Here is a 15718-nt window from a genome sequence, read left to right as displayed (position 1 = left end):
TGTTCTCCGGTCATTGTACGGCGCGCACTCTAGAACTGGGCTTCTAATGCGGTCTACAATGCCCGCATGGGCCCGAAAATCCTGTGGGTGCTGCTGCCGTTGGCGGCGTATGCCGCGCTGCTCGCGCTGGCCTGGCGCGGGAAGGCGCCATCGCGCCTGGCCGTCAATATCCACAGCAGCTTGCTGCTGATGGCCTACCTTCTCGCGACCGCCGGACTCGGGCTGTTCTGGGTCGCCAACCAGCAGTTGCCGGTGTTCGATTGGCACTACCTGTTTGGATATGCGACGCTGCTGCTGGTGTCGCTGCACTTGTTTTTCAACTTGCCGACGGCCTGGCGCTGGCTGCGGCAGCGGCGTGTTGCGGCAGCGCCTGCGCCCAAGCCCGCCCCCGCCGGCAGCGGCGTCGCATGGCGCGGCGTGGCGCGCTTAGCCGGCGCGGCAGGAGCCTTGGTGCTGGCATTCGCGCTTGGGGCGCATTGGGGCAGCCGCGGCATACAGTCAGCACCGGACGCATCGCACGCATCGCACGCATCGGCCAGTGCCGGCGGCGCGGCGTCAGCGGCGATAGCAACCGTGCTGCGCTATCACGCAGCGTCATCGTCCTCGCGCAGCGGCGTATTGCTTCGCGCTCCGGCAGTGGACTGGGGTTCGCAACCCGGCCCTTTCAAGGTCTACCCAACGGCGCCGCATATCGCACTCCCACGTGCGGTAGCGGACCATGCCGGTGTGCGCAGCCTTGCTGCAATGCTGCGCGGCTCGGCGCCTGCAGTCCCGATGCGGGCCCTTGATCTTGCGGCCGTGGGTCAGTTGTTGCACCTGACCGCGGGCGTCACCGCACGGCGCGGCGGCGTGGCACTGCGCGCTGCGCCCTCTTCCGGCGCCCTCTTTCCCGCCGAACTCTACCTGCTGGTCCGGCGGGTCGACGGCGTTCAGCCGGGGCTGTACCACTTCGACCCCGACCGGCACCGGCTGGCATGGCTCGGCGCGCTGCCGGCCGGGCTGCCTGCGATCGATGCGGACCTGTTGATGGTGGTATCGGCGGTGTTCCAGCGGACGGGCTACAAGTACCGTGACCGCGCCTACCGTTATGTCGCGGCCGATCTTGGCCACCTGCTTGAGAACGCACGGTTGGCGGGACATTATGTCCACGCACGCGTCGCCCTGCTCGAACAGTTTGATGAAGCGGCGCTGGAGGCGCTGTTCGACCTGGATGGCTCGCAGGAAGGCGTGATCGCTGCGGCGGCTTTCAGCGCCGGCCCGGCGCCCCCACCCGCCGTGCCGATAATCCGCCCAAGGAGCGCGGAAAGCGCTGCTTCAGCGCGTGTCGCCGCCCTCGGCATTACCGGCCAGGTCCACACCGCCACTTCTCTCGCCGGACTCCAGGCGAGCGGCAGCGGCGGCACAACCTTGGACAGCGCCGGGCGCAGCGAGGAAGGCCTGGTTTCCTTGCCGGCCGGTGATGCGGCCGAAGCTGACCTGGCACGTACGATCTTGCAGCGCCGCAGCCAGCGGCGCTTCTCGGACCAGCCGGTCGAACTCCAGCAACTGGCCTCGATCCTGGCGGACATGGCACAGGCACCGCTCCTGTCAGGCGCCCTGCATGCGGACCTGGTGGTCAATCGCGTCACCGGGCTGAAACCCGGCGTGTACCGCTACCGGCCTGCCCGGCACGCGCTGCAGCCAGTGCAACTCGGCGACTTCGCCGCGCAAGCCCGCAGTGCGGCGCTGGACCAGGATGTGATCGGCGACGCCGCCGTAGTCCTCATCCTCTCCACCGACAGCGCGAAAGCGTTGGGCAGCGGCGCCCGCGGCTACCGCATGGCCTTCCTGGAAGCCGGTTTGATGGGCGAACGCTGGCTGCTTGCGGCCGTCGCCAGGGGGCTCGGTGCCTGCCCCGTTGGCGCGTTCTACGATGAAGAGGCGGCAGCCCTGGTCAATGCGCAAAAGGGCCGATGGGTCCTGCACTTCGCGGCGCTCGGCCGCGCGCAAGACTAATTGAGATATTGCGGCGCCCTGATCTGCGAGTGCAGCCGGAATCCTTCGCGGATATTCTCCCGCAGTACCGCCCCTTTCCAGGGCTTGGTATAAAAGCGGTCGATCGCGCCATGGTTGATGGCCGCCATGATCGGCGTCAGGTCGGCATACGCCGACAGCATGATCCGGAAGGTATCGGGCGCCAGGTTCTTGACGCGCTCCATGAATTCGGTCCCGGTCATCATCGGCATGCACTGGTCGCACAGGATCACCTGCACGCGGTGCCGCGCCAGCACGTCAAAGCCTTCCGCCGCCGTCTGCGCGGTCAGGATCCGGTAGCCGTCCTGCGCCAGGAAGTCGCTCAGCACATCAAGCATGAAAGCGTCATCGTCGACAATTAGCAGGGTCTGCTGGTCGACGATGCTTTCGTCGGACGGCGTTTGCAGGTGCCGTCCTTCGCGCAGCATCTGCACGAAGTCGGGCTCCGGCAAGGGACGGCTGAAATAATAGCCCTGCATCTCATCGCAATCATGGCGCCGCAGGTACGATAGTTGCGCGTCCTTTTCCACGCCTTCCGCAATCACCTTCAGCTTCAGGCTGTGCGCCATATTGATAATGGCCAGCACAATCGCCGCATCGTCCGGATTGCTGGTCACTTCGCGCACGAAGGCAATGTCGATCTTCAGCTTATCGATCGGGAACCGTTTCAAGTAGGCCAGCGACGAGTAGCCGGTGCCGAAATCATCGATCGAGATCTTCACCCCGAGCGCCTTCAGGTTCTGCAGCACGGTGATGGTCTCTTCGGCATTGGACATCAGCGAGCTTTCGGTCAGTTCCAGCTCCAGCAACTCCGGCGAGATATCGTTCTCCTTGATGGCCCGCATCACCTCTTCTTCCAGCCCGCCGACAAAGAACTGGATGCCCGACACGTTGACCGACAAGTGCACCGGTCCAACGTCCCCCTTGGCCCACTCCGCAATCTTGCGGCAGGATTCGTGGATCACCCAGCTCCCGACCCGCACGATCAGCCCGGTTTCTTCCAGCAGCGGGATGAACAGCGCCGGCGACACCATGCCATGGCCCGGCCGCTCCCAGCGCAGCAGCACCTCGGCCCCGCTGATGCGGCCCGAAGCGATATGCACCTTGGGCTGGTAGAACAGCCGGAATTCATTGTTGTCGATGGCGCGGCGCAGCGCGTTCTCCATGTCCAGCCGCGCCAGCGATTGCGCATTCATCTCCGCCGTGAAGAAGCGGAAGGCATCGCGCCCCGCTTCCTTGGCCCGGTACATGGCCGTATCGGCATACTGGATCAGGGTATCGGGATCGCTGCCATCGTCCGGGAACACGGAAATGCCGATACTGGCCGTGACCGTCACCTCATGCCCCTTCAAATCGAAGGGCTGGCGCATCGCCTCGCGGATTTTATCGACCACCGCGATGGCATTCTGCGCGCCTTCGGGCAGCATCAGGATCGCCGCGAATTCGTCGCCGCCGAAGCGCCCGATGGTATCGCGCACGCGCAGGCATTCCACCAGGCGGCTCGAGAACTGCCGCAGCAGCTCGTCGCCGATGGTATGGCCGAGCGTGTCGTTGATGTTCTTGAAGCGGTCCATATCGAGGAACAGCACCGCCAGCGCCCAGTTATGCTCGGCCGCCTGCTTCAGCGACAGCATCAGCGAATCGTAGAACTGGCTGCGGTTCGGCAAGCCGGTCAGGGTATCGAAATGGGCCAGCTTGAGCAGGCGGCGCTCGGCCTCCTTGCGCTCCGTGATATCGCGCGCAACGGCCACCAGGATCCAGTTCTGGCCCGAACGCAGCGTGCGGCGCTGCACTTCCACCGACAGCGGCGAGCCGTCCTTACATTCAAGCAGCAGTTCGGCCATCGCCCCGCTCTGGTCGCCCGCCAGCAGCTTGTCGTACAGGTCCTGCAGCGGTTGCAGGCCCGGTTCGGGCTCGCGTTCCGGGCCCACTTTCAGGAATTCCTCGCGCGCGAAGCCCAGCATGCGGCAGGCCGTCACGTTGACGTCGATGAAGCAGGAATTGGCGCGGTCGACCAGGAAGATCGCGTCGGCCGTCGCATCCATCGCCAGGCGGAAGCGGCGCAGGTCTTCGTCCAGGCGGATGCGCGCGTTCATGTCCAGTTGCAGCTGGGCGTGGTGGCGGCTGATTTCCTCGTACAGCAGCAAGTTCTCATAGGCGACCGAAATCTGGGCTGCCACGGTCACCGCCACACGTTCATCCACCTCATTGAATTCGTCGGCGCCGAGTTTATCCACCAGGTACAGCCAGCCATGCACGCGCTCGCGCGATGCGATCGGCACGCCCAGGAAGGAATGCACGGGCGGGTGCCCGTTCGGCAGGCCGATCTCGCGCGGGTCGCCGCTCAGGCGGCTCATGCGCACCGGCTGGCGTTGCTGCAGCAGGCTGTCGAGGATGCCGGCGCGCGCCTGGCTCGCCACCACCTTGGCGTGCTCGCCCAGGCCGCAAGTGGCGAAATAGCTGGTCTCCTTAGCGTCCTGCTCCAGCACACCGATGCAGGCGAAGCGCGACACGCAGATATTCTGCGCCACGCGCACGCCGATTTCGATCAGGCCCTGCGCATCGCGTTCGGCGCCAAGTTCGATCCCCAGCTCGATCAGGGCCGTCAGGCGCAGGCTGACAGCCTGCAGGCTGGAAAGGGAGCGCGACAGCCGCTCGGTCATCTGGCTCAGGTGCTCCGGCTCTTCATGCGAATCGCCATTGTTGGCCATGCGCGTAATGTGCTGGCTGCTCGACTCCAGTTCGTCGATATATTCGGCGACCTTGTGCTCGATATCGAACAAGCGCCCCTGGCTGGGCGGCTCCGGCGCAAACGCCGGCAATACCTCGCCCTGCTCCGCCATGCCCAACGCCTGGTGCACCGTCTTCAGGATCACGTCCGGGTCGGACGGCTTGGGCAGCACCCAACGCACGCCGCAAGCCTCGGCGACCGCCATCGCCTCGCGTTCGCGGTAGGTGGCGGTATAGAAAATGATCGGCACGTCCGCCAGCTCCGGCTTGCTGCGGATGCGGTTGACGAACTCATAGCCGTCCATGTTCGGCATCAGGATGTCGGAAATAACCAGGTCCGGCCGCTCCGACTCCATCACCTTCAAGCCTTCCATGCCGCTGGACGCCTCCAGCAGCCGGTGGCCGCTGTAGCCCAGGAGCGTCATCAGAAACTCGCGGTTCAGCACATGGTCGTCGACGATCAGGATCGTCGCGATGTCGTTTTCATCCCGGGGCGACATCTCCCCCGGCAAAAAAGACTCGATTTGCGTGACGAAAGTATCGGGTTCGATCGGCTTGCCGATGTAGCCGTCAAAGCCGGCCGCCAGCAGCTTTTCGCGGTCGCCGACCATGGCCAGCGCGGTCACCGCCAGCGCCGGGATATCTTTCAGCTTGGGGTCCTGCTTCAGTTGCGCCACCACGCCGTAGCCATCGAGCTTGGGCAGGTGCACATCGCAGATGATCAGGTCGGGCACTTCGCGGCGCGCCACCTCCACGCCTTCCTCGCCGTTGTGGGCCAGGAGCGGCTGGTAGCCGAAGGCGCGGAGCAGGTACACCATCAGCTCCATATTCGTCGGGTTATCTTCGATAATCAGGATGCGTGCTGACATTGGTACTCCTGTCAATGTATCGCCTCTAGTATCCGCTATTCCAAGGGCAATGTGAGCACAAATATGCTGCCGTTGCCCGGCTTGTCGAAATGCCGGATCGAACCGTTCAACAATGCCGCCAATTTCTGGCTCAGGCGAATACCAAGTTGCTGCATGATGTCCTCCGTGACGCCGGTCCCGGTATCGCTGACACTGACTTGCACAACGGCTTTGCCATCTGCCATGCTGCGTTCCAGAGCGATACTGACCTCGCCCCGTTCGGTAAATTTGATCGCATTGTTCAACAGGTTGCCCAGGATTTGCTGCAGGGCGCGGCGGTCGGTGCGCAGCATCACGGCTTGCGCCGGCGCACGCAAACGCAGCACCAGGCCTTTCTGCCTGGCTTGCGGCCGGCATACCAGCGCCAGCTCTTCGACAACGGCGCGGCAGTTCAGCGGCTCGGGATGCAGCTCCACCTTGCCGGAACCGATCTTGGCAAAGTCCAGCAGGTCGTTGATCAGGGACAGCAGATGGCGTGCGCTGGCTTGCACTGTGCGCAGTTGCTTGTCCTGGTCCGCGTTCAAGGGGCCGGGCAACTGCATCAGCAAGGTGCCGGTAAAGCCGATGATGGCATTCAGCGGCGTGCGCAACTCATGCGACATGCTGCCCAGGAAGCGCTCCTTGGCCTGGCTGGCCTTGGCCAGCTCGCTGATATCGCGTACCGCATGAACTTGCAGCTGCTTGTCGCCGTCACGCAGCTGGCTGCTGCGCACATCGGCCGGGAACTTGTCGCCCCCCTTGCGCACCGCGCAGGCTTCCGGTCCTTTGGGCAGCAGCGCTTCGAGGGCCAGGCCGGACAGCTCTCCCGGCAGGTAGTCGAACAAGTCTTCCGCCAGGCAGTTGGCCAGCACGATGCGGCCAGCTTGGTTGGCCACCACCATGGCATCCGGCATGGATTCAAGCAGGCTGCCGAAGCGCTCTTCGGCCTCCAGGGTGTCCGCATGTTCGGTCTTGCCGAAGTCTGTCGCCATCGTCCCGCTTTCTGATTGAAACCAACTCGGATCAAAAATTGCAGCGTTTCTTGCTTGGCCTCAAGACAGTCTAAGTGATCCCCATAATCTCCGCAAGAATGTGGCTGGCGATTTCGGGGTGGCGGCCCATCCCGACGTGGCCGATGCCGGGCAACCCGATATTGCGGGCGCCAGGCAGGTGGCAGGAATCCTGCGGCGCGATGATGTTGTCGTGCCAGGAGTAGATGGAAGTGAACAGGCCGCGCTGGCCGCGGTCGGCCGCATCGAGTTGCGCCAGCCATTCGGCGTCGCGCCGCATCTGGCGCGCGTTGTGCCCCGGCCCCATATGCGCCAGGTCGGTGCCGTGGTGCGGCGTGGCCAGCGTGATGATGCGCGCCGCACGGGAAGCGCCAAACCGGCGCAGCCAGGCGCGTGCCACCAGGCCGCCCATGCTGTGGGCCACGATGACGACTTTTTCGCTGCGGCTGGCGGCCAGCAGCGCTTGTACGCCCTGCTCCAGCTGCACCGCAAAGTCTTCGATGTCGCCGAACACCGGCTCCAGGTCGACGGTGGCATGGCTATAGCCGCGCTGTTCCAGTTGCGCGGCAAGATGCACCCAGAAGCCGCCATTGGCGCCGTAACCGTGCACCAGCAGCACCGGCACGCCGCGCGGCACCCTTGCAATATGCATGCGCGGCTGGTGGCGCAGCATATGCCAGGACGTCACCGCCATGGTGGACGCATACTCGTGAAAGAATAGCCGCACGCGTTGCGACAGCCCGATCTGCGCGCCTTCCGGCACCGGCCGCAGCGTCATGCGGAAATTGTTGGCCGTGATCGCCAGGCGTACCAACAGCACAACGAGCACCGCCAGCAGCAGCGCCACATCGGCCGGAACCAGGCGCGACAGGCCCCATGCGATGCCGATCGCAACGGCCACCTGCAGGGCCATGATCATCAGCAGCATGCGTTTTACCACGGGTCAGCCCTTTCGCGACAGCCGTTCGGCCAGGCCGCTTGCCAGGCGGGCCGTGACGCCATAAATCGACAATTGCGGGTTGGCGCCCAGCGAAGTCGGGAACAGCGAGCCGTCATGCACCGACAGGTTGCCGATGCCGCGATACAGGCCGTCCGGCGCCACCACGCCGCTGGCGGCATCGCCCGTCATGGCGCAGCCGCCCATCACGTGGGCCGACACCACCCGCGTCAACAGCTTTTGCATCGGCAGCGCGGCGATCGCCTGGCGCGCTTCATCCCAGTTCTTGTACGGCTGCACCACCAGTTCATGCACCGGGCTCACGCCATCGGCGCCGGCGGCGAACTGGATTTCCGCCATCGTCAGCAGGGCACGGCGCGCGCCTTCCCAGAAATACGGAGTCAGCGGGTAATCCAGCTGCGGCGAGCCGTCGCTGCGCAGCGTGACGCGGCCGCCGGCGGCCTCCGGGTGGAAGCCGTCGCGCAGCAGCGCCAGCATGCCTTGCACCTGCGCGAAGCGCTTCATCAGGTTGGCGTGGGCCGCGCCATAGGCCGACAAGGTGGTGGCGCCGAGCACCGGGTGCAGCGGAGCGACTTCCAGCTTGTAGCCCATCGGCCCATCGACCGCTTGCGTATGCAGGAAATGGTCGGAGTACACGGTCTGCGGCGCGCCGCTGAACGCTTCCACCGCCTGCGGGTACAGACCCATGGAAATCACGACCGGGTGCAGGAAGGTGCGCTGGCCAAGCAGTTGCTGCGGATCGGGCGCGCCGGAGCGCAGCAGCAGCGCCGGCGAGTTGATGGCGCCGCCGGCCACCACGAAGTGGCGCGCCTTGAGCGTCAGGCGGCGGCCGGTCGGCTCCATGCCGTCGGCGCTCAGCGCCACGCACTCCAGCGCCGTGGCCTGGCCGCCCGCCAGCGTGAAGCGCTCGGCGCGGGCGCGCGTCAGCAGCACGGCGCCCTTTTCCAGCGCCGCAGGAATGGTGGTGACCAGCATCGACTGCTTGGCATTGGTCGGGCAGCCCATGCCGCAGTAACCGAGGTTCCAGCAACCGTTGACGTTGCGGCGGATCAGCGCGGTCTTGATGCCGAGTTTTTCGGCGCCGCTTCGCAGCAGGTCGTTGTTGGCGTTCGGCGGGGTCGGCCAGTCGTTGATGTGCAGCCGCTCTTCCATCTTCTGGAACCAGGGCGCCATGTCTGCCACGCTGTAGTCGCGCAGGCCGTATTTCGACTGCCACCAGCCCAGGGTGTCGGCCGGGGTGCGGAAGCTGGAAGTCCAGTTGACCACCGTGGTGCCGCCCACGGTGCGGCCCTGCAGGATGTTGATCGCCTTGTCGGCCGTCTTGCGGGCAGCGGAATCCTGGTACAGCGAAGGATAGGCGTCGGCCTCGCGCATCTTGAAATCCTTCGACGATTTCAGCGCGCCCTCTTCCACCATCAGCACGGTCAGGCCGGCCTGGGCCAGGATTTCCGCCGTGACGCCGCCGCCGGCGCCGGTGCCGACCACCACCACATCGGCGTCGAAATGGCGGTCCTGCTGCAGGGTGGAAGCGTCGATGACTTGCCAGCCGGCGGCGATGCCGGCCTGGATCGGGTCCGGGATCGGGCTGCTCATGCGCCCAACTCCTTCATCGGGCCGGCATAGCCGATGGCGGCCCAGGCCGACGGCTCGGCGTACCAGCCGCCAAGCACCAGGTCATGTAGGCCGTGGTAAGCCGTTTGCAGCATGTCCGTGCGGTGCGTGCGCCAGCTTTGCAGGAAGGCCGCCACTTCGGCCGGGGTCGCCTCCGGCCAGGCCGGTACCCCGGCCAGCAGGCGCCGCGTGGGCGCCATATTGAGCAAGCCGAACAGGTCGCTGATTTCCTTCTGCACCCGCAATGGCAGGCCGCCGATCGCCGCGCTGACGCGGTCGATGGCCGCCGCCAGCGCCGGCGCATCGGGCGTGACGCCGGTCATGGCGGGTATCAGCGCGGCCAGCATGGCGCGGCCCTGGTCATCGAGCGCAAAACGCTGCGCGGTGGCCGGGCGCAGTTGCCGGTACACGGCCCCGCCCGCGACAAGCGCCAGGCCGCCCAGCAGCCCGGCTTTCAAAAACGATCTGCGTTGCATCAAGTCCCCTCTTAATAGTTATACGGGGATTCTAAGGACGCCATCGCGCCCCGACTAGAGAAAGGCCTCTAATCCTTGCGGCTGCGGGCCTGCATCTGGCGCGCAATGCCGCGCAGGATATTGACTTCTTCCGTTTCCAGCCCGGCGCGCGCGAACAGGCGCTTCAGGCGCGGCATCAGCTTGCGCGGGTTATGCGCATCGAGAAAGCCGACCTCCACCAGCGCCTGTTCCAGGTGCTGGTACATGCCCTCGATCTGCGCCGCGCTGGCCGCCTCGCCGTGGAAGCCGACCGGACTGGCCGCGCGCTGGCCATCCAGGGCCGCCATGCGGCATTCATACACCAGGACCTGGGCCGCTTGCGCCAGGTTGAGGGAAGAATAGTCGGGATTGGCGGGAATATTCACCAGTACATTGCAAGGCTCGACAATCTCGTTGGGCAGGCCGAAGCGCTCATTGCCGAAGATCAGGGCCGCGCGCAGTTCGGCAGCGGCAGCCAGTTGCCCGGCAAAGTCGCGCGGCGTCACCACCGGCGGCGAAAACTCGCGCAAGCGCGCCGACACGGCCGCCGTGAAATTGATGCCTTCCAGTGCCTCGGCCATGCTGCCCACCACCCGCGCCGAGGACAGGATGTCTTGCGCGCCGGAGGCAAAGGCCGCCGCCTCCTCGTGTTCGCACGCCCCGTCAAAGCGCGGATTGACCAGCACCAGGTCGGAAAAACCCATGGTTTTCATGGCGCGCGCCACCGATCCGATATTGCCAGGACGGCTGGTTTGCACCAGGATCACCCTAAGTCGGTGGAAGGCGGAGGATGCGGTTTCGGTCTGCTTCATTTACAATAGCGGGATTCTGCGTTGGGCCGCATTTTACCTTGCCCGCACAACGCGCCGCTCTTTTTCAATCTTGTCATCATTTCCGCTGCCGGATGCGCGAAGCGTTTCCGTGGGCGGCAATGGCTATTTTACGGAAGCTAGTATGCACCCAATGCTGAATACGGCCATCAAGGCCGCGCGCCGTGGCGCCGCTGTGATCAACCGCGCATCGTTCGACCTGGACCGCGTGAACGTAACTGAAAAACAACACAATGACTTCGTCACTGATGTTGACCAAGCCGCCGAACAGGCCATCATCGAGGTGCTGCTGAAAGCCTACCCTGAGCATGCCATCTTCGCCGAAGAATCCGGCATCACCGGCACCGTAAATGACGAGAGTGAATACGTGTGGATCATCGATCCACTGGACGGCACCACCAACTTCATGCACGGCTTCCCCCAGTACTGCATCTCCATCGCCCTGCAGCAAAAAGGCGTGGTGACCCAGGCCGTGGTCTACGACCCGGTGCACAACGACCTGTTCACCGCCACCAAGGGCGCCGGCGCCTACCTCAACGAAAAGCGCATCCGCGTCAACAAGCTCGACCGCATTAGCGGCGCCCTGCTCGCTTCCGGCTACAAGCCAGGCAGCCCGGCCGCCATCGCAGAATTTGCCAAGATGTTCACCATCATGGCCGAGCGCTCGCACGGCATCCGCCGCGCCGGCTCCGCCGCCCTCGACCTGGCCTACGTGGCGTGCGGCCGCCTGGACGGCTACTACGAGAAAAACCTGAAACCTTGGGATATCGCAGCCGGCGCCCTGCTGGTCACCGAAGCGGGCGGCATCGCCGGCGAGTTCAACGGCGAATCCAACCATATGAATACCGGCCACATCATCGCCGCCTCGCCAAAAGTGTTCGGCCAGATGGTTGGCCTCTTGGCAGAGTTTGCATAAAGATCAGCGCAAAATCGCCACAAAAGAGGCCCTGCGGGGCCTCTTTTGTTATTGCCGTGCGTCAACGATTCTGACTTACTGTTATACTTCGCTCAGGGCCGACGTTTCCGTATGGCAATAATTTCCACATAATTTATATAATAACCACACTTATGTCATTCTCCGATCTCGGCTTGTCTGATGCCATCGTGCGCGCGGTCGCCGAAACCGGCTACACAGCCCCCACCCCGATCCAGAGCCAGGCGATTCCAGCCGTGCTGAACGGCGGCGACCTGCTGGCAGGCGCCCAGACCGGCACCGGCAAGACCGCCGGTTTCACCTTGCCGATCCTGCATCGCCTGTCCACCGACGCCTTCGGCAGCAAGCTGGCGAACAATACGTCGCCGCGCCCGATCCGCGCGCTGATCCTGACCCCGACCCGCGAACTGGCGGCCCAGGTGGAAGAAAGCGTCAAGACCTATGGCAAATACACCAAGCTGAACTCGGCCGTGATCTTTGGCGGCGTCAGCATCAACCCGCAGATCAAGCTGCTCAAGCACGGGGTCGACATCCTGGTCGCCACCCCGGGCCGCCTGCTGGACCACATGGGCCAGGGCACCGTCAACCTGGACAAGATCGAAATCCTGATCCTGGACGAAGCCGACCGCATGCTGGACATGGGCTTCATCCGCGACATCCGCAAAGTGCTGGCCGCGCTGCCGCCGAAGCGCCAGAACCTGCTGTTCTCGGCCACCTTCTCCGACGAGATCAAGGCGCTGGCCGACGGCCTGCTGGACAACCCGAAGACCATCGAAGTGGCGCGCCGCAATTCGACGGTGGAAATCATTTCGCAGAAAATCCACCCGGTCGACCGCGACAAGAAGCACCCGATGCTGTCGCACCTGATCCGCACCCACGCCTGGACCCAGGTGCTGGTGTTCACCCGCACCAAGCACGGCGCCAACAAGCTGGTCGAACAGCTGGGCCGCGACGGCGTGAAAGCCATGGCGATCCACGGCAACAAGAGCCAGACCGCGCGCACCCGCGCCCTGGCCGAGTTCAAGGACGGCACCTTGCAATGCCTGGTCGCCACCGATATCGCCGCGCGCGGCATCGACATCGACCAGCTGCCGCACGTGGTCAACTACGACCTGCCGAACGTGCCGGAAGACTATGTGCACCGGATCGGCCGTACCGGCCGCGCCGGCGCCAAGGGCGAAGCGGTGTCGCTGGTATGCGTCGACGAGCACGCCATGCTGCGCGACATCGAGCGCCTGATCAAGCAAACCCTGCCGCGCGAAGTGATCGCAGGTTTCGAGCCGGACCCGAATGCCAAGGCACAGCCGATCCAGCTGCGCAGCGGCGTCGGCCGCCACACCAACCGACCACCACGCCAAGGCGGCAACGGCAATGGCGGTAACGGCGGCGGCAACCGCAACCAGAACGGCCAAGGCAAGCCGCGCGTCGCCGCCACCGGCAACGCCAGCGCGCCACGCGGCGCCGCTCCGGCCGGCATCCGCCGCGACGCCCGCCCGGGCGCCAGCCCCAGCGGCTCCCGCCCCGCCAACGCCCCGCGCAACCGCCCACCCCGTTAAGCAACAAATGTCCACTTGGGGTCAGGAACAAAGTGGACATTCTTTTCGACAGCGCAAAAACTGTCTTCCCCGTTCCTGACCCCGGGCGGACATTTATTTATAATCTGCAGCATGCCGAAATTTGCTGCCAACTTGTCCATGCTGTTCACCGAAGCGCCGTTCATCGAGCGCTTCGGGCTGGCGCATGCGGCTGGTTTCACGGGCGTGGAATTCCTGTTCCCTTACGCCTTCGATGCCGACGATATCAAGGACCGCCTGCTGCGCCACCAGCTGCAACTGGTGCTGCATAACCTGCCGCCGGGCGACTGGCAGGCGGGCGAGCGCGGCATGGCCTGCGATCCGCGCCGCTTCGCCGAATTCCAGGATGGCGTCGGCCTCGCGCTGGAATACGCCAGGGAACTGGGCACGCCGCGCGTGCACTGCATGGCCGGTATCCTGCCCGGCGGCCTGGCGCCGGAACGCGCGCGCGAAGCGTATATCCACGCCGTGCAGTACGCCGCCGACCAGTTTGCACCGCATGGCATTGAAGTCTTGATCGAGCCGATCAACCACTTCGACCTGCCCGGCTACTTCCTGAACCATAGCCGGCAGGCGCTCGAGATCATCGCCGACGCGGCCCGCGCCAACCTGTTCCTGCAGTACGACATCTACCATATGCAGCGCATGGAAGGCGAGCTGGCCAACACCATCCGCGCCTGCCTGCCCCAGATTCGCCACATGCAGCTGGCCGACACGCCGGGCCGCCACGAACCGGGCAGCGGCGAGATCAACTACCCTTTCCTGTTCCGCCTGCTCGACGAACTGGCCTACCAGGGCTGGATCGGCTGCGAATACCTGCCGCGCGCGCGCACCGAAGACAGCCTGGCCTGGGCCGAGCCTTACCTTCGCGCCTGACCTTTGCGCTGGCGCAAACGCGCCGCCTGCGCCCAGGTGCAAGATGGTTGTGCCGCCCCAGGAGACCCATCATGAAACGCTACCTGTGCATTCTGTTGTGCCTGCTTCTGGCCGCCTGCGCCAGCAACCCGCGCATGAAGCAAGTACGCGCCCTCGCCGACGACGCTCCCAAACTGGCCGGCTTCAACGACCTCAGCCAGCGCTTTCGCGACACTTACCAGCGCGAACAACCCTACCTCAGTGCCGCGGCAGTCCAGCGCGAAGAAGCGATCGACCGCAAGCGCCGCGACGCCTATCCCGACTTCATCGCCCTGCAAAACGCCGCCACCACCTACCTGCGCGCGCTGGGCGCCCTGGCCGGCGGCGACACCTTCAACTATGGCGACCAGGTCAAGCAGATGGCGCAAGGCATCAAGGCCTGGCCCGATACCGGCTTGACCGACCGCCACGTCAACGCCTACGCCGGCCTGGTGCGCCTGCTGCTGCGCACGGCCACTGCGCGCGCACAGGACAAGGCGGTGCAAGCCATGCTGCGCGAAGGCTACGAGCCGCTGCAAGGTACGCTCGATGCGATGGTCACCTTGCTGCGCTACTTCAATAAGCACCACGACAACGAACAGCGCATGGTGCTTGGCATGCTGGAAGTGGAAATCCCGTATGCCGATACGCCGCGCGATCGCCTGCTGGCCGCCCTGGCCCGGGCGCACCAGCAGGAAAAGCTGCGCGAGTACCGCTTGCTCGGCCTGCGCCACACGCTGGCGGCGCAGCACGTCGACGCCCTCCGTGAACGCCATGCCGCGCTGTACCGCAGCCTCGACCCGCTGCCGGCTGTCGACGCCGGCGGCGCCGCTGCGCCCGCCTTGCCCTTCATTGTGCCAACCGCCATTGCCAAAGGAGCCCAGCCATGAGCCTGACCGCCGCCCTGCCGCACGACCTGGAGCAACTGGCCGACAGCCTGTCCGCCAGCGCCGACGAACTGCACCAGCGCATCATGCGCGGCATCCGCCAGCAACAGCGGCTGGAGGGCGGCAACGGCAAAGCCGATGCCGCGCCCCTGACCCACGGCGCCGCCCAGGCCCTGTTCGAAAACGAAGTCGCGTTGCGCCAGCAAGCCAACAGCCTGTACGTCGATGCTGCCAGCCATTCGCTGGAAGCCATGGGCGTCACCCTGCCCGAGCTGCTGCACCTGGCCGCCGAAGCACGCGCCACCATCGGCCGCATCGAGCGCGTCAAGGAACTGGCCGGCATCAGCGCCGACTTGCTGGCGGTGGCCGCAGCGATCGCGGCCGCCAAGCCGGAACACTTGCTGGCGCCGCTGGAAAGCCTGAAAAAACAGCTCGCCGCACGCCATGCACGCGAGAGTGCGTAAATAGCGCAGCAGGCATACAATGGTCTTCCGAACAACGAATTCGTGGAGACCGCCATGGGCCTGTCGCCGGATCAGCTTGCATCGCTGCAAGCCGCGCTGGAGCAACGCAAGCTGGCTCTGTTGCAGCAGCTTGCCGGCCGCATGGACGGCGAGCTGGCGCGTGTTCCGGCAGTCGAGGAAATCGAAACCTCGCCGGCCGACAGCGCCAGCAATCGCACCCTGAACCAGCTCGAACTGGAAGCCGACGAGCACAAGCAGGCTCAGCTCAGCAGTATTCGCCATGCCCTGGCCAAGATCGATGAAGGCAGCTACGGCCTGTGCGACAACTGCGGCAACGAGATCCCCTTCTCGCGCCTGAACGCACGGCCCGAAGCGCCGCTGTGCATCGCCTGCCAGACGCGGCTGGAGAAAGCGACGGCGGCCCTGCGCTGA

13 protein-coding genes are annotated in these 15718 nt (G+C 65.1%); 7 read left to right on the top strand and 6 right to left on the bottom strand.

Annotated elements, in window-relative coordinates; translation table 11 throughout:
* The first annotated feature begins 66 nt into the window (after positions 1-66).
* Positions 67-1995: a SagB/ThcOx family dehydrogenase gene (locus tag BM269_RS09210; protein ID WP_090436728.1), complete on the top strand. Its 1929-nt coding sequence runs from the start codon at positions 67-69 to the stop codon at positions 1993-1995.
* Here BM269_RS09210 and BM269_RS09205 read toward each other — a convergent pair.
* The 6 genes from BM269_RS09205 to BM269_RS09180 all read right to left on the bottom strand — a co-directional run bounded on the left by BM269_RS09205 (position 1992) and on the right by BM269_RS09180 (position 10515).
* Entirely contained in the window at positions 1992-5612 is a 3621-nt protein-coding gene (locus tag BM269_RS09205; RefSeq protein WP_090436727.1) for an EAL domain-containing protein, read from the bottom strand. The genes BM269_RS09210 and BM269_RS09205 overlap by 4 nt on opposite strands.
* Before the next feature lie 35 nt (positions 5613-5647).
* A complete protein-coding gene (locus tag BM269_RS09200) occupies positions 5648-6622 on the bottom strand; it encodes a sensor histidine kinase (protein WP_090436726.1) in 975 nt (324 codons plus the stop codon).
* Between the two features lie 70 nt (positions 6623-6692).
* A complete protein-coding gene (locus BM269_RS09195; protein WP_229204563.1) occupies positions 6693-7568 on the bottom strand; it encodes an esterase/lipase family protein in 876 nt (291 codons plus the stop codon).
* A 15-nt stretch (positions 7569-7583) separates the two neighbouring features.
* Complete coding sequence (locus BM269_RS09190; protein ID WP_090436724.1) at positions 7584-9191, bottom strand: GMC family oxidoreductase; 1608 nt, start codon at positions 9189-9191, stop codon at positions 7584-7586.
* On the bottom strand, positions 9188-9685 hold the full coding sequence (locus BM269_RS09185; protein ID WP_090436723.1) for a hypothetical protein: 498 nt from the start codon (positions 9683-9685) through the stop codon (positions 9188-9190). Before BM269_RS09185 ends, BM269_RS09190 begins: the two co-directional genes overlap by 4 nt.
* A 68-nt stretch (positions 9686-9753) precedes the next feature.
* Positions 9754-10515 (bottom strand): RNA methyltransferase, encoded by a 762-nt coding sequence (locus tag BM269_RS09180; protein ID WP_090436722.1) that lies wholly within the window; start codon positions 10513-10515, stop codon positions 9754-9756.
* A gap of 151 nt (positions 10516-10666) precedes the next feature.
* On the opposite strand from BM269_RS09180, the gene BM269_RS09175 reads away from it, so the two are divergent.
* From BM269_RS09175 to BM269_RS09150, 6 genes are all read left to right on the top strand, one after another.
* Complete coding sequence (locus tag BM269_RS09175; RefSeq protein ID WP_090436721.1) at positions 10667-11449, top strand: inositol monophosphatase family protein; 783 nt, start codon at positions 10667-10669, stop codon at positions 11447-11449.
* 152 nt (positions 11450-11601) lie between these two features.
* On the top strand, positions 11602-13023 hold the full coding sequence (locus BM269_RS09170) for a DEAD/DEAH box helicase (protein WP_090436720.1): 1422 nt from the start codon (positions 11602-11604) through the stop codon (positions 13021-13023).
* A 111-nt stretch (positions 13024-13134) separates the two neighbouring features.
* Positions 13135-13917, top strand: coding sequence for a 2-oxo-tetronate isomerase (gene otnI / locus BM269_RS09165; RefSeq protein WP_090436719.1), 783 nt, complete (start codon positions 13135-13137; stop codon positions 13915-13917).
* Between the two features lie 71 nt (positions 13918-13988).
* Positions 13989-14825: a hypothetical protein gene (locus BM269_RS29390; RefSeq protein WP_170860330.1), complete on the top strand. Its 837-nt coding sequence runs from the start codon at positions 13989-13991 to the stop codon at positions 14823-14825.
* The gene (locus BM269_RS09155; RefSeq protein ID WP_090436718.1) at positions 14822-15286 is read left to right on the top strand and encodes a hypothetical protein; all 465 of its coding nucleotides are present in this window, start codon (positions 14822-14824) and stop codon (positions 15284-15286) included. Before BM269_RS29390 ends, BM269_RS09155 begins: the two co-directional genes overlap by 4 nt.
* A 54-nt stretch (positions 15287-15340) precedes the next feature.
* A complete protein-coding gene (locus tag BM269_RS09150) occupies positions 15341-15718 on the top strand; it encodes a TraR/DksA family transcriptional regulator (protein WP_055934865.1) in 378 nt (125 codons plus the stop codon).

The sequence above is a fragment of the Duganella sp. CF458 genome (assembly GCF_900113115.1).
GTDB lineage: Bacteria > Pseudomonadota > Gammaproteobacteria > Burkholderiales > Burkholderiaceae_D > Rugamonas.
Note: the sequence above shows the minus strand (reverse complement) of the source record. Positions and strands in the feature narration are given on the sequence as shown.

Coding starts and splice junctions, on each gene's coding strand:
- BM269_RS09170 (WP_090436720.1), top strand. CDS start 11,602: ATGTCATTCTCCGATCTCGGCTTGTCTGATGCCATCGTGCGCGCGGTC.
- BM269_RS09175 (WP_090436721.1), top strand. CDS start 10,667: ATGCTGAATACGGCCATCAAGGCCGCGCGCCGTGGCGCCGCTGTGATC.
- BM269_RS09195 (WP_229204563.1), bottom strand. CDS start 7,568: ATGCTGCTGATGATCATGGCCCTGCAGGTGGCCGTTGCGATCGGCATC.
- otnI (WP_090436719.1), top strand. CDS start 13,135: ATGCCGAAATTTGCTGCCAACTTGTCCATGCTGTTCACCGAAGCGCCG.
- BM269_RS09180 (WP_090436722.1), bottom strand. CDS start 10,515: ATGAAGCAGACCGAAACCGCATCCTCCGCCTTCCACCGACTTAGGGTG.
- BM269_RS09155 (WP_090436718.1), top strand. CDS start 14,822: ATGAGCCTGACCGCCGCCCTGCCGCACGACCTGGAGCAACTGGCCGAC.
- BM269_RS09205 (WP_090436727.1), bottom strand. CDS start 5,612: ATGTCAGCACGCATCCTGATTATCGAAGATAACCCGACGAATATGGAG.
- BM269_RS09150 (WP_055934865.1), top strand. CDS start 15,341: ATGGGCCTGTCGCCGGATCAGCTTGCATCGCTGCAAGCCGCGCTGGAG.
- BM269_RS09210 (WP_090436728.1), top strand. CDS start 67: ATGGGCCCGAAAATCCTGTGGGTGCTGCTGCCGTTGGCGGCGTATGCC.
- BM269_RS09185 (WP_090436723.1), bottom strand. CDS start 9,685: ATGCAACGCAGATCGTTTTTGAAAGCCGGGCTGCTGGGCGGCCTGGCG.
- BM269_RS09190 (WP_090436724.1), bottom strand. CDS start 9,191: ATGAGCAGCCCGATCCCGGACCCGATCCAGGCCGGCATCGCCGCCGGC.
- BM269_RS09200 (WP_090436726.1), bottom strand. CDS start 6,622: ATGGCGACAGACTTCGGCAAGACCGAACATGCGGACACCCTGGAGGCC.
- BM269_RS29390 (WP_170860330.1), top strand. CDS start 13,989: ATGAAACGCTACCTGTGCATTCTGTTGTGCCTGCTTCTGGCCGCCTGC.